General features: G+C 71.2%; 14 protein-coding genes. 10 read left to right on the plus strand and 4 right to left on the minus strand.

Features of this window, described 5'->3' with window-relative positions; translation table 11 throughout:
* The first annotated feature begins 76 nt into the window (after positions 1-76).
* Both ACIRR9_RS24815 and gcvH read left to right on the plus strand, forming a co-directional pair.
* Complete coding sequence (locus ACIRR9_RS24815; protein WP_403755582.1) at positions 77-1,621, plus strand: cellulase family glycosylhydrolase; 1,545 nt, start codon at positions 77-79, stop codon at positions 1,619-1,621.
* Positions 1,622-1,746: 125 nt separating this feature from the next.
* A complete protein-coding gene (gcvH, locus tag ACIRR9_RS24820) occupies positions 1,747-2,133 on the plus strand; it encodes a glycine cleavage system protein GcvH (protein ID WP_403755585.1) in 387 nt (128 codons plus the stop codon).
* A 63-nt stretch (positions 2,134-2,196) separates the two neighbouring features.
* Here gcvH and serC read toward each other — a convergent pair whose 3' ends face one another.
* Positions 2,197-3,315, minus strand: a complete 1,119-nt coding sequence (gene serC / locus ACIRR9_RS24825; protein WP_403755588.1) for a phosphoserine transaminase — start codon at positions 3,313-3,315, stop codon at positions 2,197-2,199.
* Between the two features lie 156 nt (positions 3,316-3,471).
* Here serC and ACIRR9_RS24830 point away from each other — a divergent pair, with 156 nt between their 5' ends.
* Complete coding sequence (locus ACIRR9_RS24830) at positions 3,472-6,513, plus strand: FAD-binding and (Fe-S)-binding domain-containing protein (RefSeq protein WP_403755591.1); 3,042 nt, start codon at positions 3,472-3,474, stop codon at positions 6,511-6,513.
* On the opposite strand, the gene ACIRR9_RS24835 is transcribed toward ACIRR9_RS24830, so the two are convergent.
* A complete protein-coding gene (locus tag ACIRR9_RS24835) occupies positions 6,510-7,004 on the minus strand; it encodes an NUDIX hydrolase (RefSeq protein WP_403755593.1) in 495 nt (164 codons plus the stop codon). The genes ACIRR9_RS24830 and ACIRR9_RS24835 overlap by 4 nt on opposite strands.
* Before the next feature lie 528 nt (positions 7,005-7,532).
* Here ACIRR9_RS24835 and ACIRR9_RS24840 point away from each other — a divergent pair.
* From ACIRR9_RS24840 to ACIRR9_RS24855, 4 genes are all read left to right on the plus strand, one after another.
* Positions 7,533-8,660 (plus strand): lipid II:glycine glycyltransferase FemX, encoded by a 1,128-nt coding sequence (locus ACIRR9_RS24840; protein WP_403755596.1) that lies wholly within the window; start codon positions 7,533-7,535, stop codon positions 8,658-8,660.
* Positions 8,661-8,951: 291 nt separating this feature from the next.
* A complete protein-coding gene (locus ACIRR9_RS24845; RefSeq protein WP_403755599.1) occupies positions 8,952-9,083 on the plus strand; it encodes a hypothetical protein in 132 nt (43 codons plus the stop codon).
* A gap of 92 nt (positions 9,084-9,175) precedes the next feature.
* Positions 9,176-11,332: an ABC transporter ATP-binding protein gene (locus ACIRR9_RS24850; RefSeq protein ID WP_403755602.1), complete on the plus strand. Its 2,157-nt coding sequence runs from the start codon at positions 9,176-9,178 to the stop codon at positions 11,330-11,332.
* A gap of 188 nt (positions 11,333-11,520) precedes the next feature.
* Complete coding sequence (locus ACIRR9_RS24855) at positions 11,521-12,549, plus strand: EamA family transporter (protein WP_403755605.1); 1,029 nt, start codon at positions 11,521-11,523, stop codon at positions 12,547-12,549.
* Here ACIRR9_RS24855 and ACIRR9_RS24860 read toward each other — a convergent pair.
* The gene (locus tag ACIRR9_RS24860; protein ID WP_403755608.1) at positions 12,519-13,304 is read right to left on the minus strand and encodes a TIGR03943 family putative permease subunit; all 786 of its coding nucleotides are present in this window, start codon (positions 13,302-13,304) and stop codon (positions 12,519-12,521) included. The genes ACIRR9_RS24855 and ACIRR9_RS24860 overlap by 31 nt on opposite strands.
* Complete coding sequence (locus ACIRR9_RS24865; protein WP_403755750.1) at positions 13,301-14,371, minus strand: permease; 1,071 nt, start codon at positions 14,369-14,371, stop codon at positions 13,301-13,303. The genes ACIRR9_RS24860 and ACIRR9_RS24865 overlap by 4 nt, the downstream gene beginning before the upstream one ends.
* A gap of 214 nt (positions 14,372-14,585) precedes the next feature.
* On the opposite strand from ACIRR9_RS24865, the gene ACIRR9_RS24870 reads away from it, so the two are divergent.
* Genes ACIRR9_RS24870 through ACIRR9_RS24880 form a run of 3 tightly spaced genes read left to right on the plus strand, consistent with a single transcriptional unit; the run spans position 14,586 to position 18,666 of the window.
* Positions 14,586-15,380 carry a TIGR03084 family metal-binding protein gene (locus ACIRR9_RS24870; RefSeq protein ID WP_403755611.1) on the plus strand — a complete coding sequence of 265 codons (795 nt, stop codon included), beginning with the start codon at positions 14,586-14,588 and terminating at the stop codon, positions 15,378-15,380.
* Positions 15,377-17,071, plus strand: a complete 1,695-nt coding sequence (locus tag ACIRR9_RS24875) for an acyclic terpene utilization AtuA family protein (RefSeq protein ID WP_403755614.1) — start codon at positions 15,377-15,379, stop codon at positions 17,069-17,071. The genes ACIRR9_RS24870 and ACIRR9_RS24875 overlap by 4 nt, the downstream gene beginning before the upstream one ends.
* Complete coding sequence (locus tag ACIRR9_RS24880; RefSeq protein ID WP_403755617.1) at positions 17,068-18,666, plus strand: acyl-CoA carboxylase subunit beta; 1,599 nt, start codon at positions 17,068-17,070, stop codon at positions 18,664-18,666. The genes ACIRR9_RS24875 and ACIRR9_RS24880 overlap by 4 nt, the downstream gene beginning before the upstream one ends.
* The last annotated feature ends 2 nt before the right edge of the window (positions 18,667-18,668 follow it).

The raw sequence follows: 18,668 nt of genomic DNA on the forward strand, positions 1-18,668 counted from the left end.
CCTGGGAGGTGCGCGGTGCATGGGAGCGCTCCCATCGGTTCCGGGGCCGCGCCTCCCTCCCGAGAGGAACAGGCACATGTTCCGCTTGCACCGTCTGGGAAGAGCGCTGTGCGCTGCCGCCGCCGCGCTTCTCCTGCCCCTCGCCGGTATCCACACCGCACACGCGGCGACGACCCCCGCCGGGACCGCCGCCGAGGCGGACGCCGGGACCGGCTACTGGCACACCAGCGGCCGGCAGATCCTGGACGCGGCCGGGCAGCCGGTCCGGATCGCCGGGATCAACTGGTTCGGCTTCGAGACCGCCAACTACGTGGTGCACGGCCTCTGGTCGCGCGACTACAAGAGCATGATCGACCAGATGAGGTCGCTGGGCTACAACACCATCCGGCTGCCCTACAGTGACGACATCTTCAAGAGCTCGACCGTCCCCAACAGCATCGACTTCAGCAACGGCAAGAACGCCGATCTGCAGGGGCTGAACTCGCTGCAGATCATGGACAGAATCGTGGCGTACGCAGGTCAGGACGGCCTCCGGGTCATCCTCGACCGGCACCGTCCGGACGCCGGTGGCCAGTCGGCGCTCTGGTACACGTCGGCGGTCCCCGAGTCGACGTGGATCGCCGACCTGAAGGCCCTGGCGGCGCGTTACGCCTCCGACCCGGTCGTCGTCGGCATCGACCTCCACAACGAGCCCCACGATCCCGCCTGTTGGGGCTGCGGCGACACTTCCGTCGACTGGCGGCTGGCCGCCCAGCGCGCGGGGAACGCCGTCCTGTCCGTCAACCCCGACCTGCTGGTCTTCGTCGAGGGCGTCCAGACGTACAACGGCGTCTCGGGCTGGTGGGGCGGCAACCTGATGGGCGTCGCCCAGTACCCGGTGCAACTGGACGTGGCGAACCGGGTGGTGTACTCCGCCCATGACTACGCCACCAGCGTGGCCCAGCAGAGCTGGTTCAGCGATCCGGCGTTCCCCGCCAACATGCCGGGGGTGTGGGACTCGTACTGGGGCTACATCTTCAAGCAGAACATCGCCCCGGTGTGGATCGGTGAGTTCGGAACGACGCTCGCCTCGACCGTGGACCAGAAGTGGCTGGCCGCGCTGGTGAGTTACCTCCGGCCCACGTCGGCGTACGGTGCCGACTCCTTCCAGTGGACCTTCTGGTCCTGGAACCCCAACTCCGGTGACACGGGCGGGATCCTGAAGGACGACTGGGTGACCGTGGACACGGTGAAGGACGGGTATCTGGCCGGCATCAAGGCGCCGTTGTTCCCGAGTACGGGAGGCGGAAGCGGTGGCGGTGGTGGCGGCGGTGGTTCGACGGCCGCCTGCTCGGCTTCCTACGCCGTCAGCAGCGACTGGGGGAGCGGCTTCAACGCCGATGTCACGGTCACCAACACCGGTACGGCCGCGATCGGTTCATGGCAGGTGACCTGGACCTGGAGCGGGTCGCAGCAGGTCACCAACATGTGGAACGCGTCGTACACGCAGAGCGGTGAGACGGTCGCCGCGGTGAACGCGGCGCACAACGGGACGATCCCGGTCGGCGGCTCGGCGAGCTTCGGGTTCGGGGGTGCGCCGGGCGGCGGTGCCGTGCCGAGTGTGAGCTGTACGGCGACCTGAGGCGGGATGCCCGGCGACGCGCTGTCACCTGCTTGGTGGAGCGTGGCGCCGGAAATGCACGGGTGTGCGTATGTGTGGGGTCAGGCTGTTCCCGATCGCACCGTGACCGCCGAAGGAGCCCAGCCATGTCCTACGTGCCCACCGACCTCCGCTACACCAACGACCACGAGTGGGTCCGCACCGAATCCGACGGCACCGCGTCCGTCGGTATCACCGACCACGCCCAGAAGAACCTCGGTGACATCGTCTTCTTCGAGCTGCCCGAGGTCGGCAAGCAGGTCGAGGCCGGATACCCCGTCGGCACGGTGGAGTCGGTCAAGGCGGCGTCCGAGCTGTACAGCCCGCTCACCGGGGAGGTCGTCGGGGTCAACCCCGACGTCGCCGACGACCCCGAGATGGCCAACTCCGAGCCGTACGACACGTGGCTGTTCAAGATCAGGCCCAAGAAGGGCGCGTCCCCCAACGGGCTGCTCGACGCCAAGGCGTACCAGAAGCTCATCGCAGAGGGCTGACAGCACGAGGGGTGCCCGGCGGTGATCCGCCGGGCACCCCTCACCGCCGTGGGGACGGGGCGGTCAGAGCTTCTCGATCACGTAGTCGATGCACTTCGTGAGCGCCTCGACGTCCGCCGGGTCGATCGCCGGGAACATGGCGACCCGGAGCTGGTTGCGGCCGAGCTTGCGGTACGGCTCGGTGTCGACGATGCCGTTGGCGCGCAGCACCTTGGCGACGGCGGCCGCGTCGATCTCGTCGGCGAAGTCGATCGTGCCGATGACCTGGGAGCGCTTGGCCGGGTCCGAGACGAACGGGGTGGCGTACTTCGACTCGTCCGCCCAGGTGTACAGGCGGGTCGAGGAGTCCTTGGTGCGGCCGGTGGAGAAGGCGAGGCCGCCCTGGCCGTTGAGCCACTCCAGCTGCTGGTTGAGCAGGAAGAGGGTGGCGAGGGCCGGGGTGTTGTACGTCTGGTTCTTGCGGGAGTTGTCGATCGCCGTGGGCAGGCTGAAGAACTCCGGGATGTGGCGGCCGGACGCGTGGACGCGCTCGGCGCGCTCGATCGCGGCCGGGGAGAAGACGCCGATCCACAGGCCGCCGTCGGAGGCGAAGGACTTCTGCGGGGCGAAGTAGTAGACGTCGGTCTCGGCGATGTCGACCGGCAGACCGCCGGCGCCGCTGGTCGCGTCCACGAGGACCAGCGAGCCCTCGTCGGCGCCCGCGACGCGCTTGATCGGCATGGCGACACCGGTCGAGGTCTCGTTGTGGGTGAAGGCGTAGACGTCGACGCCGGCCTCGGCCTGCGGCTCCGGGTGGGTGCCCGGGTCGGAGGCGATGACGGTGGGCTCGCCCAGCCAGGGGGCGAGCCCCGCGGCCTTGGCGAACTTGGACGAGAACTCGCCGAAGTTCAGGTGCTGCGACTTGTTGTCGATCAGACCGTGGGTGGCGACGTCCCAGAAGGCGGTGGAGCCGCCGTTGCCGAGGACGACCTCGTAGCCGTCCGGGAGGGAGAACAGGGAGCTGATGCCCTCGCGGACCTGGCCGACCAGGTTCTTGACGGGGGCCTGGCGGTGGGAGGTGCCCATCAGAGACGTGCCGGTCGCGGCGAGCGCCTCCAGCGCCTCGGTACGCACCTTGGAGGGGCCCGCGCCGAAGCGTCCGTCGGCGGGCTTGATGTCAGCGGGGATCTCGATGTCAGCCACGTGTCGGAGGGTAGCCGGTGGGTGAAACGGGACGGAACCGTGTCCGTTCGATGAGACGAGATCGCCAAGCCGTGGACTTGTGCGGTTGTACGACGGTATTGGCGCGACGGTGGAAAAGTATCGGTGACTGTGCGTGATCGGATGCATCCTGGACGCATGACGGAACTCTCGGGTCTAGAGGCGGAACTGCGGGGGACCGTCCGGGGCGAGGTCGGCTTCGACGTCACGTCCCGGGCGCTGGTCACGATGGACGCGTCCAACTACCGGCGGGTGCCGGCCGGGGTGGTGGCGCCCAGAGACGCCGACGACGTGGCGGCCGTACTGGAGGTGTGCCGGGCACGTGGTGTGCCGGTGGTGGCGCGCGGCGGGGGCACGTCGATCGCCGGGCAGGCGACGGGCACGGGCGTGGTGCTGGACTTCACCCGCCATATGAACCGCCTGGTCGGCCTGGACCCGGTGGCGCGTACGGCGGTGGTCCAGCCGGGTCTGGTCCTGGACCGCCTCCAGGAGGCCGCCGCCCCGCACGGCCTGCGCTTCGGCCCGGACCCCTCCACCCACGGCCGCTGCACGCTCGGCGGCATGATCGGCAACAACTCCTGCGGCTCCCACAGCGTGGCCTGGGGCACCACGGCGGACAGCGTCCGGGAGCTGGACGTGATCACCGCGAGGGGCCGCAGACTGCGGCTGGGGCAGGACTGGGCCGGGGCACCGGAAGGCTTGCGGGAGCTGGTGTCGGGAGACCTTGCCCGGCTGCGCACCGGCTTCCCGGACCTGCCCCGCCGTATCTCCGGGTACGCGCTGGACGCCCTGCTGCCGGAGCGGGGCGCCGACGTGGCCCGCTCGTTCTGCGGGAGCGAAGGGACGCTGGGGATCCTGACCGAGGCGACCGTGCGCCTCGTCGAGTCACCACGCGCGCGTGCGCTGGCGGTGCTGGGGTACGCCGACGAGAGCGCTGCCGCGGAGGCGGCGGCCGGCCTGCTCGCCTTCGGCCCGCTGACGGTGGAGGGCATGGCCGCCGACCTGGTGCCGTCCCCGGCCGGCCTGCCGCGCGGCGGGGCCTGGCTGTTCGTCGAGACGGGCGGGGAGTCGGCGGACGAGGCACGCGCGCGTGCGGACACGATCGTCCGCGCAGCCGACGCCCTGGACACCTCGGTGATCACCGGCCCGGCGGAGCAACGGGCCCTGTGGCGCATCCGCGAGGACGCGGCCGGTACGGCGACGAGGATGCCGGACGGCGCCGAGGCCTGGCCGGGCTGGGAGGACTGCGCGGTACCGCCGGCGCGGCTCGGCGTGTACCTTCGCGACTTCCGGGCGCTGCTGTCGGCCCACGGCCTGCGCGGCACCCCCTATGGCCACTTCGGCGACGGCTGCATCCACGTCCGCATCGACTTCGACCTGCTCGGCGAGGAGGGCGTGGCCCGCTTCCGGCGCTTCTCCGAGGAACTGGCGGAGCTGGTGGTGGCGCACGGCGGCTCCCTCTCCGGGGAGCACGGGGACGGCCTGGCGAGGGCCGAACTGCTGCCGAGGATGTACGGCGCGGAGCTGGTGGCGTTGTTCGAGCGGGCGAAGGCGGTGTGGGACCCCGACGATCTCCTCAACCCCGGTGTCCTGGTCGGACCGGCCCCCCTGGACGCGAACCTCCGCTTCTCCGTCCTGCCCCGCGAACCGGTGGACGTGGCCTTCGGCTACCCCTCCGACGGCGGCGACTTCTCGGCGGCGATCCGCCGCTGCGTGGGTGTGGCGAAGTGCCGTACGACCGAGGTCTCCGGCTCGTCCGTCATGTGCCCGTCCTTCCGGGCGACGGGCGAGGAGGAACACTCGACGCGCGGCCGGGCCCGGCTGCTGCACGAGATGCTGGGGGGCGAGGTGGTGACGGACGGCTGGCGCTCGACGGAGGTCCGGGACGCGCTGGACCTGTGCCTGTCCTGCAAGGGCTGCCGGTCCGACTGCCCGGTGGGGGTGGACATGGCGACCTACAAGGCGGAGTTCCTGCACCACCACTACGAGGGCCGGCGCCGCCCGGCCGCCCACTACAGCATGGGCCGGCTGCCGGTGTGGCTGCGCCTGGTGGCCCGCACCCGCACCGCGCCGGTCGTCAACGCGCTCGCCTCCGTACGGCCACTGGCCGCGCTGGCGAAACGCCTGGGCGGGATCGCGCCGGAGCGGGGGATTCCGCGCCTGGCGGCGGAGCCGTTCAGCCGCTGGGAGCGGCGGCGCGAGCGCAAGCGCCTGCGGGGGTGGGCGGCGGAGGTGCGGGCGGGACGGCGACCGGACTTCCCGTCGGGGATGGCCTTCCTGTGGCCGGACACGTTCACGGAGTACCTGTCACCGCAGGTGGGGCGGGCGGCCGTGCGGGTGCTGGAGGCGGCGGGAGTGGGGGTGATGGAGCTGCCGGCGCGGGGATGGAAGGCGCGTCGGTCGGAGGACGGTCGGCTGGAGGGCTTCGGCATGTCCGTGCTGAGCCCACGCCGGACCCGCGCCTGCTGCGGCCTCACCTACCTCTCGACGGGCCAACTGGACCGGGCCCGTGCGGTGTTGCGCGAGACGCTGGACCTGCTGGAGCCGTTCCTGTTGGAGCGTTCGGACCTGGGCCCGGACGTTGAGCTGGACGCGGACGATGAGCCGGAGCCGGAGCCGGAGCCGGACCCGGAGTCGGGGCTGGACCCGGAGTTGGACTCGGGCTCGGGCGACGAGTTCCCGTCCCCGCCGCCACCGTTCGTCGTCCTGGAGCCCAGCTGTGCCGCCGCCCTCCGCAGCGACCTGCCGGAGCTGCTTCCCGACGACCCCCGGGCCGCCCGTCTCGCCGCGCGGGTGCTCACCTTCGCGGAGGCGCTGGAACAGCTGGCCCCCGACTGGACCCCGCCTCGCCTGAACCGCCCGGTCACCGGCCAGACCCACTGCCACCAGCACGCGGTACTCGGCGACGCCCCCGACCGCCGCCTCCGCGAGGCGGCCGCCCTCACCGGGGACCTCTCGGGCGGCTGCTGCGGACTGGCGGGCAACTTCGGCTTCGAGAAGGGCCACTTCGAGGTGTCGAGAGCCTGCGCGGAGGAACAGCTGCTGCCGGCGGTACGGGAGGCGGCGCCGGGCACGGTGGTCCTCGCGGACGGCTTCTCCTGCCGGACCCAGCTGGAGCAGTTGGCGGGGGTGCCGGGGAGGCATCTGGCGGAGGTACTGGCGGAGGGGCTGGAGAACTAGGCGGAGTTCAGGGCGCGGTAGCGGTCGAGGGCCTCGCGGGCGTCCGGGACGAAGGAGTCCCGGGCGGCCAGGGCGGAGAGTTCGGGGTGCGTCACCCAGGCGTGCCAGGCGACCTCCGAGGGATCGGGCCGGACCGGGCCCGTGACGACGACCTCGTGCAGGCCCAGCCAGTAGGGGGAGATCACGCCCTCGCACAGGAACTTGAGCACGAAGCGCGGCCGGGTCACCACCCCCAGCTCCTCGGCCAGCTCCCGTGCGGCGGCCGCCTCGTACGACTCACCGGTGTCGACGGCTCCGCCGAGCATCCAGTTGAACTGCCCGGGGAAGAGCGGAGTGGCATCCGCCCTGCGGTGCACGAGGAACCGCCCGTCGGCGTCCCGGCACACGATCGTCGCTATCCGATGCAGCAGCCGGCCCCGAATCGCCTCCCCCCGCTCCACCACGCCCACCACTCGGTCCCGTTCGTCCACCTGGTCGACCAGTTCATCCATACCGACACGATGGCAGGAACGGCCGCGGCCGACAGAGCAGCTGATCGGCCGCCCACGGACCCCGGACCGCCTCCCTGCCGCCTGCCGCCCGCCGATCGCGCCGCCGAACGCCGATGCCGACTGTCCACCGCGAATGCCGTCTGTTTTATCGCCAGCACCGCCCGACGGCCGCCCGTGGCCGCCGCCAGGCTCGCCGCCCAGCCCGCCGTCGCCCGCGGACCGCCGTGGCCGACCGCCTCCGCGCCAAGTCGACCGCTCACCGCCGAAGCCGACCGCCGACCGACAGCTCCGCCGGCGACCACCTACTCCCGACACGCCCTCGGTGCCGTAGCGAAACGGTTCGGGAGCGTTGCGCGTCTGTTGTTCTTGATCGAGTCACCGGTCCGAAAGCCTTCCGAGCCCCGCCCGAGCCCTACCTGAGCCCTGCCTGAGCCTTCGCCCGAGAACTGTCCGGGCCCCCGAGACGTCCGCTCTCCCCCGGAGACGTCCGCCTCCCCGAGACACCGAGAACCCGAGGAGTCCCCGCCCATGACCCTAGATCTCCGCCTTCAGCCCGTGTCCCGTGCCGAGCATCTCGCCTTTGTCGGGTCTCGCCCCTCCGCCAGTCATATGCAGCTGCCGTCCTGGGGGGACGTGAAGCCCGACTGGCAGGCGGAGAGTCTGGGGTGGTTCGACGGGCAGGGGCGGATGGTCGGAGTGGGGCTGGTGCTGTTGCGGCCGGTGCCGAAGGTGAAGCGGTATCTCGCCTATCTGCCGGAGGGGCCGGTCATCGACTGGCACGACCCCGGCCTGGACCGCTGGCTCGATCCGCTGCTGGCGTATCTGAAGGGGCGCGGGGCGTTCTCCGTGAAGATGGGGCCGCCCGTCGTCGTACGACGGTGGAGCGCGGAGGCGGTCAAGGCGGCGATCGCCGACCCGGCCGCCCGGCGGCTGCGGGACGCCGAACCGACCTCGTACGAACCCCACGCCCTCGACCTCGCCGAACGGCTGCGCCGGGCCGGCTGGCGGCAGGCGGAGGCGGGCGGCGAGGAGGGGTTCGCGGTGGGGCAGCCCCGATATGTGTTCCAGGTGCCGTTCGCCGGACGGTCGCTGGACGACATCCAGCGCGGGCTCAACCAGCAGTGGCGGCGCAATGTGAAGAAGGCCGAGAAGGCCGGGGTCAAGGTCGTCCGCGGCGGCCACGAGGACCTGCCCGCCTTCTACACCCTGTACGCCGAGACCGCCGAACGCGACCGCTTCATCGCGCGCCCCCTCTCCTACTTCCAGCGCATGTGGACCGCGCTGACCGCGGAACACCCCGACCGGATGCGCCTCTACCTCGCCCACCACGAGGGCGACGTCCTCGCCGCCGCGACCATGCTCACCGTCGGCGAGCACGTCTGGTACTCCTACGGCGCCTCCACCGGCCGCAAGCGCGAGGTCCAGCCGAACAACGCCATGCAGTGGCGGATGATGTGCGACGCCCATGAACTCGGGGCCGCCGTCTATGACTTCCGGGGCATCACCGACACCCTGGAGGAGTCCAACCACCTGCTGGGGCTGCTCCGTTTCAAGGTGGGGACCGGCGGGGAGGCCGTCGAGTACCTCGGGGAGTGGGACTTCCCGCTCAACAAGCTGCTCCACAAGGCGTTCGACGTGTACATGGCCCGCCGCTGACCACGTACGGACCGGCCCGGGCGTTCAGTTTCCTCAGATCCATAAGGAGACTCTCAGGTTCATAAGAGGACTCTCAGGTTCGGCGTCGTTATACAGCTGTTACCTAGGTATTCACAGGACCTGTTTGCCGTTCGGAAGCCGACTTTGCCGTCCCTTGGGAATTGAGCCGTGTAAGTTCATCGGTGTCGGGCGGCGGGGATTGCCGAGGATGACGATCCGAAATCCACGTACGTTGCCCAAGAGAATTCTCGTACCACTTGCACTTGCACATCGAACTCTCAAGGAGTCGGAATGAGCCTCAAGAAGCTCGCCCCGCTGCCCCCCAAGCCCAACAAGCAGCTTCCCCCTCCGCCGCCGAAGCCGAAGAAGCGGGCCCCGAAGCCGGCCCCGAAGCCCATCCCGGGCCCGGGTCAGGACAACTGACGCAGTTGTGAAAAGGACCGACGGTTCGCCGTCGGTCCTTTTTCTCTCCTGAATTCCAGTAGAGCCGGCGCGGAAAACGGAGGTAGTGAGAAATGCGTGTGAAGGAGAGTGAGGGCGCGGAATACGAGTACGAAGTCGACGACTCGGAATACGAGGACGAAGACGACGACGAGTACACGCCCACCATCCCGGCCCGTACCGCCTTCCGCCGCTTCTGGCCACTGACCCGGGGCCTGCGCCACTGGCTGCTGATCGTCTGGGTGTGCACGGTGATCGCCGCGCTCGCCGAGACCGAGGCCATCCTGCTCTTCAGCGACCTCACGGACCACGCCCTGCAGAAGGGCTCGCTGAGCGCCTTCTGGAGCCCGGCCGGCAAATGGCTGGCCATCGCGATCGTCGGCGCGATCGTCGCGTACGCCGGCAACTCCCTCGCCGCCTGGACCACCGAACGCTTTGTGATGCGGCTGCGCGAGCACGTCTTCGACCACGTCCAGCAGCTGCCCCCGCACTTCTTCCAGCGCCACCGCCAGGGCGATCTGCTCTCCCGTCTCACCAGCGATGTCGACGCCATCGAGACCATGGTCGTCTCCGGGCTCGTCGGCGCCGCGTCCGCGCTGTTCAGCGCCATCTTCTACGCGGCCGCCGCGTTCTGGCTGCGCTGGGACCTGGCCCTCGCCACCTTCGTCCTGGCCCCGCTGTTCTGGCTGGCCGCCCGCCGCTTCTCCGGCTCCATCAAGGACGTGTCGAGGCAGGGCCGGGTCGCCGACGGCGCGATCACGTCCGTGGTCGAGGAGTCGCTCGGCAACATCGTGCTGACGCAGGCGTACGACCGCCGCGACGCCGAGCGCCGCCGGCTGGGCGAGGAGGCGAACGCCTGGTTCCGCGCCTCCGTCCGCTCCACCCGCCTCAATGAGGCCTACGAACAGCTCGTCCAGGTCATCGAGACCATCTGCGTCCTCGCGGTGATCGGCATCGGCGCCTGGGAGATCTCCACCGGCCGGATGACCCTCGGCCAGCTCCTCGCCTTCTCCGCCTTCCTCGGCTACCTCTACCCGCCCGTGCGCGGCCTCGCCCAGCTCGGCCTCACCGTCACCGCCGCCACCGCGGGCGCGGAACGGCTGATCGAGATCCTCGATGTGCAGCCCTCGGTCACCGACCCCCGGCGCGGCACCGGCACCGAAAGCGGCCGGCCCGACGGCACCGTGGAGCTCCGCGACGTCGGCTTCCGCTACCCCGGAGCCGACCGCACCGCTCTGGAGGGCCTCTCCTTCACCGTCAGCCCAGGCGAACTCGTGATCATCACCGGCCCCAGCGGCGCCGGCAAGTCCACCGTCTCCAAGATGCTGCTCCGCTTCTACGACCCGGACAGCGGCGAGGTCCTCCTCGACGGCGTCCCCCTCCGCGACTTCCCGCTGGCCCGGCTGCGCGAGTACATCACCCTGCTCCCGCAGGAGACCCTCGTCCTGCACGACACGGTCCGCGCCAACATCGCCTGCGGCCGCCCCGGCGCCAGCGACCAGGCCATCGAGGAGGCCGCGAAGGCCGCCGACGCCCACGACTTCATCGTCAGACTCCCCGAGGGCTACGACACCAAGGTCGACCCCAACTCCGCCCGGCTCTCCGGCGGCCAGCTCCAGCGCCTCGCCATCGCCCGTGCCATCCTGCGCGACGCACCCGTCCTCGTCCTTGACGAACCGACGACCGGCCTGGACGCGATGGCCGCCCGACGCGTCGTCAAGCCGCTGCGCCGCCTGATGACCGGCCGTACGACCATCATGATCACCCACGACCTCAACCTCGCTCCCGACGCCGACCGCATCCTCGTCGTCGACCGCGGCCGCATCGTCGAGACCGGCCGCCACGACGAACTCCTCGCCCGCGGCGGCGCCTACTCCCGGCTCCACCGTTCCCAGAACAACGCGATCATGGACACCGGCGAACTGCGCATGCCGCTGTTCATCGAGCAGAGCGCACCGGTGGAGGCCGTGGCGCAGGCGCCGTACGCGGAGACCTTGGCGGCCCCGGCGCAGGGCGTCGGCGGTGGGTACGGCTACCAGCAGCCGTACGGGAATGTGTACGACTACAACGCGTACGCGGCCGCCGGACTATGGCCCCAGCCCATGTACGACACGCACACGGATCCTGTGTACGCGGCGGACGTCCCCACCGTTCTTCCCGAGGCGCTCCCGACCAGCCTTCCCGATGGGCGGCCCTTGTTCCGTGATGAGGAGGCCTGGCCGGGGATCTGAGCCGAGAGTCGTCGAAGCCGGCCGACAGCCTGGATGCCGGGGTCTCAGCATCCAGGACAGCTCCATCAAGGGTTCACGCGCCTGTCGAAGTCCATTACCCTGGACTCGGTAGTACATCTCGATGAACGAGTCCTGAGCCGTCGAGCCGCCGAGCCCAGGAGCCGCAGCGCCGAACCCCTGGACCGCCCGTGACCACGCCCAGCACCTCACAGCCGACGCCCACACCGACACCCGCATCCGCACCTGTGTCCGCGCCCGCCGCTGCGGGTGCCCCGAGCCGGTTCGGCTCGTTCGGTCCCGTCGGCCTGGTGCTGGCCGGCGGGATCTCCGTGCAGTTCGGCGCCGCCCTCGCGGTCACCCTGATGCCCAGGGCGGGCGCGCTCGGCGTGGTCTGCCTGCGGCTGTTCGTGGCCGCAGTCGTCCTGCTCGTCGTCTGCCGGCCCCGGCTGCGCGGCCACTCCCGCACCGACTGGGGCACGGTGATCGTCTTCGGTGTCGCCATGGCCGCGATGAACGGCCTCTTCTACCAGGGCGTCGCCCGCATCCCGCTGGGCCCCGCCGTCACCCTGGAGGTACTGGGCCCGCTCACCCTGTCCGTACTGGCCTCCCGGCGCGCGATCAACGCGGTCTGGGCCGGGCTGGCCCTGGCCGGAGTCTTCCTCCTCGGCGGCGGAGGCTTCAGCGATCTCGACCCCATAGGTGTCGCCTTCGCCCTGGGGGCCGGCGCCATGTGGGCCGCCTACATAATCTTCAGCGCCCGCACCGGCCGCCGTTTCCCGCAGGCGGACGGGCTGGCGCTGGCCATGGGAGTCGCGGCACTGCTGTTCCTGCCGCTGGGCATCGCCGAGGCCGGCACCAAGCTTCTCGACCCGACCACCCTCGCCCTGGGCTCGGCGGTCGCGGTCCTCTCCTCGGTCCTGCCCTACACCCTCGAACTCATCGCCCTGCGCCGCCTTCCCGCCCACACCTTCGCCATCCTCATGAGCCTGGAACCGGCCATCGCCGCCACCGCCGGTTTCCTCGTCCTCGGCCAGGCGCTGACTGCCGCCGAGGCGGCCGCCATCACCCTGGTGATCGCGGCGAGCATCGGCGCGGTGCGCACCCAGGTGGGCCGCGGCCGCCGACCGGCGGGCGGCACCCGACCGGAGCCGGCGGCCGGTTCTCAGCCTGGGCCGGCGGCCGGTTCTCAGTCGGAGGGGAACGGCAGCGCGTCCTGATAGCCGTTCGACGGCCGCTGGATCTTCTTCACGGTCTGGGAGTCCAGCGCGACCGGCGCCGACCTCGTGCCCAGCCTCCCGCCGGGATGCCAGTTGCCCGTGACCGACACCCAGGTGTTGGCGGGCGGGACGCTGCTGCCGTAGATCCGCACCTTCACGGACTGCGCGTCCGCCGCGCAGCACGAGATGATGATCCGGGTCAGGTCCCAGCTCCCGCCCCCCGAGACGGGTGTGACCAGCCCGCTCATCTCCACGGTCCGCCCCTTGATCGCCAGTGAACGGTCCTGCTGCACCCGGGTGGTGAAGTCCGTGAGCGTGATGGGCAGCGGCGAGGTCCTGGGCAGCGGATCGAAACTGTCCTGCTCCGGCACGGCCTTGGCGGGCTGCCGGGCGGCGGTGTACGCGCCGAGCGCCGGCGGGGCGTAGAAGAGCAGACTCAGCGCCGGGAACAGCAGCAGCCAGGCGACCCGGGGGACGGCCGAGTGGTCGTGACCATGGTGCCCGCCCTGATCGTCATGTGGTCCGGCGCCATGTGCGGGGCCACCATGCTGCTCGTGCTCGTCCCCACGCCCCTTCCGGCCCTCCCGCGCGACCGCCTCCATGATGCCCAGCGCCAGCAGCACGAACCCGGACAGGATCAGCAGCGGACGCATCCCGGGCTTGACGTAGCGCAGGCACAGGTCGGTGAAGAGCGAGGCCTGCAGCAGGCCCAGGCCGCTGAGGACCAGCAGGGTCACCTGAAGCGGACGTCTCACAGCAGCACCCCTCCGACCAGCACACTGCACAGGACCGCGACGACCGTCGTGGCGGCCGAGAAGCGGGCCGCGAAGGCCCGGCCGAAGGTGCCCGCCTGCAACGCGATCAGCTTGAGGTCGACCATGGGCCCGACCACCATGAACGCCAGCCGGGCAGTGGGCGAGAACCCCGTGAGCGACGACGCCACGAACGCGTCCGCCTCCGAACACACCGCCAGGATGATCGCCAGCGCGGCCAGGAACAGCACCGACAGCCACGGCGAACCGGAGAACGTGTCGAGCACGGAGCGCGGCACGGCCACATTGAAGGTGGCCGCCGCCATGGCGCCGACCACCAGGAAACCGCCCGCCTGCAGGAAGTCGTGCTGGAAGGCGCGCCGGAACTCCGTCCAGCGGCTGTGCCCCGGCTGGTGCCCGGTGTGCCGTACGGCCGGCCGCAGCCACTCCTCCCGGCCCAGCCAGAGCCAGAGCCAGCCCATCACGGCGGCGGTGACCAGCGAGGCGAGCAGCCGGGCCAGCACCATGAAGGGGCTGCCCGGGAAGGCGATGGCGGTGGCGGTCAGCACGACCGGGTTGATGGCGGGCGCGGAGAGCAGGAACGAGAAGGCGGCGGCGGGCGCGACCCCGCGCCCGATCAGGCTGTTCGCCACCGGCACCGACGCGCACTCGCACCCCGGCAGCACGACCCCCGCGATCCCCGCGACCGGCACGGCCAGCGCGGGACGCTTCGGCAGCAGCCGGGTGAACACCCGCTCCGGCACGAACGCGTTGATCGCCCCCGACAGTGCCGTACCCAGCAGCAGAAACGGCGTCGCCTGCACGATCACCGCGAGACACACCGTCTGCCAGGCCTGCAGCGCGGCCTTGCTCACGCCCTGACCGACGAGGAAGAGAGCGAAACCGGGCACGATGGCGGCGGCGACCAGGAGAAGGGGCCAGAAGCGGGGGAGTTCGCGCGCCGGCGCGTCGTCGGCCGCCACGTCGTCGGCCACCGCGTGACCGGCTCCCGGGGGCTCTACGGCAACCGTCGCCTCTGTCCCCACGGCGAGTTCATCTGTCCTCCGTATGACCCGCACGCCCCACACATCACTCCATTGCCGGATGTTCGCATCGAACATAGGGCATGGTGGTGCCGGTGCTGCGGCGGGTTGACCCAAGGAACGCCCCAGAGGTCACCAAGGATCGCCCCAGGGAACGCCCACCACCAAGAGGCGGCTGCGGTGCGGCAAATTCATGCAAGCATGCTTGATTGTTTCTGGTGCCGCTGCCATGCTCCTCCCCATGTCCGATCCGACGCCCGTCATCGACGACCTGCGTGAGGAGAGTGCGGAACTCGACCGGCTCGTGGCCGAGTTGGGAGCCGAGCAGTGGGCTCTCGCCACCCCCGCGCCCCGCTGGACCGTCGCTCACCAGATCGCCCACCTCGCCTGGACCGACCACTCCTCGCTGCTGGCCGTGACCGACCAGGACGCCTTCGCCCGCGAGGTGGAGAAGGCGCTCACCGCACCTGGGGACTTCGTCGACAACGGGGCGGAGGACGGGGCCGTCAAGCCCCCGGCCCAGTTGCTCGCGGACTGGCGGGCCGGGCGCGACGCCCTGGCGCAGGCGCTGTACGCGGCGCCCACGCGGGCGCGTTTCCCCTGGTACGGACCCCCTATGTCGGTCGCCTCCATGGCCACCGCCCGGCTGATGGAGACCTGGGCGCACGGCCTGGACATCGCGGACGCGCTGGGCGTCACCCGTACCCCCACCGACCGGCTCCGGCACATCGCCCGACTCGGCGTCCGCACCCGCGACTTCTCCTTCGGGGTGCACGGACTGCCCGTGCCGTTCGAGGAGTTCCGCGTCGAACTGACCGCGCCGTCCGGCGAGCTGTGGACGTACGGGCCCGAGGACGCCGACGACCGTGTCACCGGCCCCGCCCTCGACTTCTGCCTCCTGGTCACCCAGCGCGCCCACCGCGACGACCTCGCGATCGAGACCGTCGGCCCCGAAGCCGACCGCTGGCTCGACATCGCCCAGGCCTTCGCGGGCCCGCCCGGCCCCGGCCGCGCCCCGAAGGGCGGCACCCCGTGACCCTCCGGATAGGCAACGCCTCCGGCTTCTACGGCGACCGCTTCGACGCGATGCGGGAGATGCTGGCCGGCGGCGAACTCGACGTCCTCACCGGCGACTACCTCGCCGAACTGACCATGCTGATCCTGGGCCGCGACCGCCTCAAGGACCCCGGCGCCGGATACGCCCGCACCTTCCTGCGGCAACTGGAGGACTGTCTGGGCCTGGCGCACGAGCGGTCCGTCAAGATCGTCACGAACGCCGGCGGCCTCAACCCGGCCGGACTCGCCGACGCCGTACGGAAGCTGGCCGACCGGCTCGGCATCCCGGTGCGCGTCGCCCATGTGGAGGGCGACGACCTCACCGCCGCCCACCCCGGCAGCCTCGCCGCCCACGCCTACCTCGGCGGCTTCGGCATCGCCGAGTGCCTGCGGGCGGGCGCCGACATCGTGGTCACCGGCCGGGTCACCGACGCCGCCCTGGTCACCGGACCCGCCGCCGCGCACTTCGGCTGGCAACCGGGGGAGTACGACCGGCTCGCGGGCGCCGTCGTCGCCGGCCATGTCCTGGAGTGCGGGACCCAGGCCACCGGCGGCAACTACGCGTTCTTCGCCGAAGCGGCGGCCGCCGGCCGGGACCTGCGGCGGCCCGGCTTCCCGCTCGCCGAACTCCACGAGGACGGCAGCTGCGTCATCACCAAGCACCCCGGTACCGGCGGCTTCGTCGACGTCGGCACGGTCACCGCCCAACTGCTGTACGAGACCGGCGGCGCCCGTTACGCCGGCCCGGATGTCACCGCCCGGCTGGACACCGTACGGCTGCGCCAGGACGGCACCGACCGGGTGCGGATCGAGGGCGTACGCGGCGAGGCCCCGCCCCCGACCCTCAAGGTCGGCCGCAACCGGCTCGGCGGCTTCCGCAACGAGGTCGTCTTCGTGCTCACCGGGCTCGACATCGAGGCGAAGGCCGCACTCGTACAAGAACAGCTGGGGGACGCGCTCGCACACGTCAAGTCGCGCCCGTCCGGAATCCGTTGGGAACTCGCCCGCACCGACCACCCCGACGCGGACACCGAGGAGACGGCCAGCGCGCTGCTCCGGCTCGTCGTAAGGGACCAGGACGAGCAGACCGTCGGCCGGGCGCTGAGCGGGGCCGCCGTGGAACTGGCGCTCGCCAGCTACCCGGGCTTCCATGTGCTCGCGCCACCCGGAAAGGGCGCGCCCTATGGGGTCTTCGAGGATGCGTATGTCCCCCAGGGGGAGGTACCGCATAGGGCGGTCCTCCACGACGGGCGACGGATCCCTGTGCCGCCGGCCCAGGACACCCTCGTACTCCAGGATCCGCCCGAACCGCCGCTGCCCGCACCGCTTCCGGCCGGTCCCACCCGGCGGGCGCCCCTCGGCCTCGTCGCCGGAGCCCGCAGCGGTGACAAGGGCGGGAACGCCAACGTCGGCGTCTGGGTGCGCTCCGACGAGGCCTGGCGCTGGCTCGCGCACACCCTGACCGTCGGCACCTTCCGCGAACTCGTCCCGGAGAGCCAGGAGCTGACCGTCACCCGGTACCTCCTTCCCGAGCTCCGCGCCCTCAACTTCACCGTCGAGGGCATCCTCGGCCGGGGCGTGGCCGCCCAGCACCGTTTCGACCCCCAGGCCAAGGCCCTCGGCGAATGGCTCCGCTCCCGCCACCTGGACATCCCGGAGGCCCTGCTGTGACGGTCATCGAGACCACGCTCGACACGAACACCCCCGACTTCCGGGCGAACCGCGACGCCATGCTCGCCAAGCTCACCGACCTGGAGGCCGAACACGCCAAGGCCCTCGCGGGCGGCGGCGAGAAGTACGTGGCACGGCACCGGGGGCGCGGCAAGCTCCTCGCCCGCGAGCGCATCGAACTCCTCCTCGACCCCGACACCCCGTTCCTGGAACTGTCGCCGCTGGCCGCCTGGGGCAGCGACTACGCGGTGGGCGCCTCGCTCGTCACCGGGATCGGGGTCGTCGAGGGCGTCGAGTGCCTGATCACCGCCAACGACCCGACCGTGCGCGGCGGCGCCAGCAACCCCTGGTCGCTGAAGAAGGCCCTGCGCGCCGACGACATCGCCCTCGCCAACCGGCTGCCCTGCATCAGCCTGGTCGAGTCCGGCGGCGCCGACCTGCCCTCCCAGAAGGAGATCTTCATCCCGGGCGGCGCCATCTTCCGCGACCTGACCCGGCTCTCGGCCGCCGGCATCCCCACCGTCGCCGTCGTCTTCGGCAACTCGACCGCGGGCGGCGCCTACATCCCCGGCATGTCCGATCACGTGATCATGGTCAAGGAGCGCGCGAAGGTCTTCCTCGGCGGACCGCCCCTGGTGAAGATGGCCACCGGCGAGGAGAGCGACGACGAGTCCCTGGGCGGCGCCGAGATGCACGCGCGCGTGTCCGGTCTCGCCGACTACTTCGCCGTCGACGAACCGGACGCGCTGCGGCAGGCGCGCCGCGTGGTCGCCCGCCTCAACCACCGCAAGGCGCACCGGGACCCGGGTCCGGCCGAGCCCCCCAAGTACTCCGCCGAGGAACTCCTCGGCATCGTCCCGGGCGACCTCAAGATCCCCTTCGACCCGCGCGAGGTGATCGCCCGGCTCGTCGACGCCTCCGACTTCGACGAGTTCAAGCCGCTGTACGGGACGAGTCTCGCCACCGGCTGGGCGAGCCTGCACGGCTACCCGGTCGGCATCCTGGCGAACGCACAGGGCGTGCTGTTCAGCCAGGAGTCCCAGAAGGCCGCCCAGTTCATCCAGCTCGCCAACCAGCGCGACATCCCCCTCCTCTTCCTGCACAACACCACCGGCTACATGGTCGGCAAGGAGTACGAGCAGGGCGGGATCATCAAACACGGCGCCATGATGATCAACGCGGTCAGCAACAGCCGCGTCCCCCACATCTCCGTCCTCATGGGCGCCTCCTACGGCGCAGGCCACTACGGCATGTGCGGGCGCGCCTACGACCCCCGTTTCCTGTTCGCCTGGCCCAGCGCCAAGTCGGCCGTCATGGGCCCGCAGCAGCTCGCCGGCGTCCTCTCGATCGTCGCACGCCAGTCGGCCGCCGCGAAGGGGCTGCCGTACGACGAGGAGGGCGACGCGGCCCTGCGCGCCATGGTCGAGCAGCAGATCGAGTCCGAGTCGCTGCCGATGTTCCTGTCCGGGCGGCTGTACGACGACGGCGTCATCGACCCGCGCGACACCCGCACCGTCCTCGGCCTTGCCCTGTCCGCCATCCACACCGCCCCCTACGAAGGCGCGCGGGGCGGCTTCGGCGTCTTCCGGATGTGAGG

The organism is Streptomyces sp. NPDC101234 (assembly GCF_044767525.1).
Taxonomy (GTDB): Bacteria; Actinomycetota; Actinomycetes; order Streptomycetales; family Streptomycetaceae; genus Streptomyces; species Streptomyces sasae.

Coding starts and splice junctions, on each gene's coding strand:
- ACIRR9_RS24850 (WP_403755602.1), top strand. CDS start 9,176: ATGCGTGTGAAGGAGAGTGAGGGCGCGGAATACGAGTACGAAGTCGAC.
- ACIRR9_RS24840 (WP_403755596.1), top strand. CDS start 7,533: ATGACCCTAGATCTCCGCCTTCAGCCCGTGTCCCGTGCCGAGCATCTC.
- ACIRR9_RS24845 (WP_403755599.1), top strand. CDS start 8,952: ATGAGCCTCAAGAAGCTCGCCCCGCTGCCCCCCAAGCCCAACAAGCAG.
- ACIRR9_RS24815 (WP_403755582.1), top strand. CDS start 77: ATGTTCCGCTTGCACCGTCTGGGAAGAGCGCTGTGCGCTGCCGCCGCC.
- ACIRR9_RS24870 (WP_403755611.1), top strand. CDS start 14,586: ATGTCCGATCCGACGCCCGTCATCGACGACCTGCGTGAGGAGAGTGCG.
- gcvH (WP_403755585.1), top strand. CDS start 1,747: ATGTCCTACGTGCCCACCGACCTCCGCTACACCAACGACCACGAGTGG.
- ACIRR9_RS24830 (WP_403755591.1), top strand. CDS start 3,472: ATGACGGAACTCTCGGGTCTAGAGGCGGAACTGCGGGGGACCGTCCGG.
- ACIRR9_RS24835 (WP_403755593.1), bottom strand. CDS start 7,004: ATGGATGAACTGGTCGACCAGGTGGACGAACGGGACCGAGTGGTGGGC.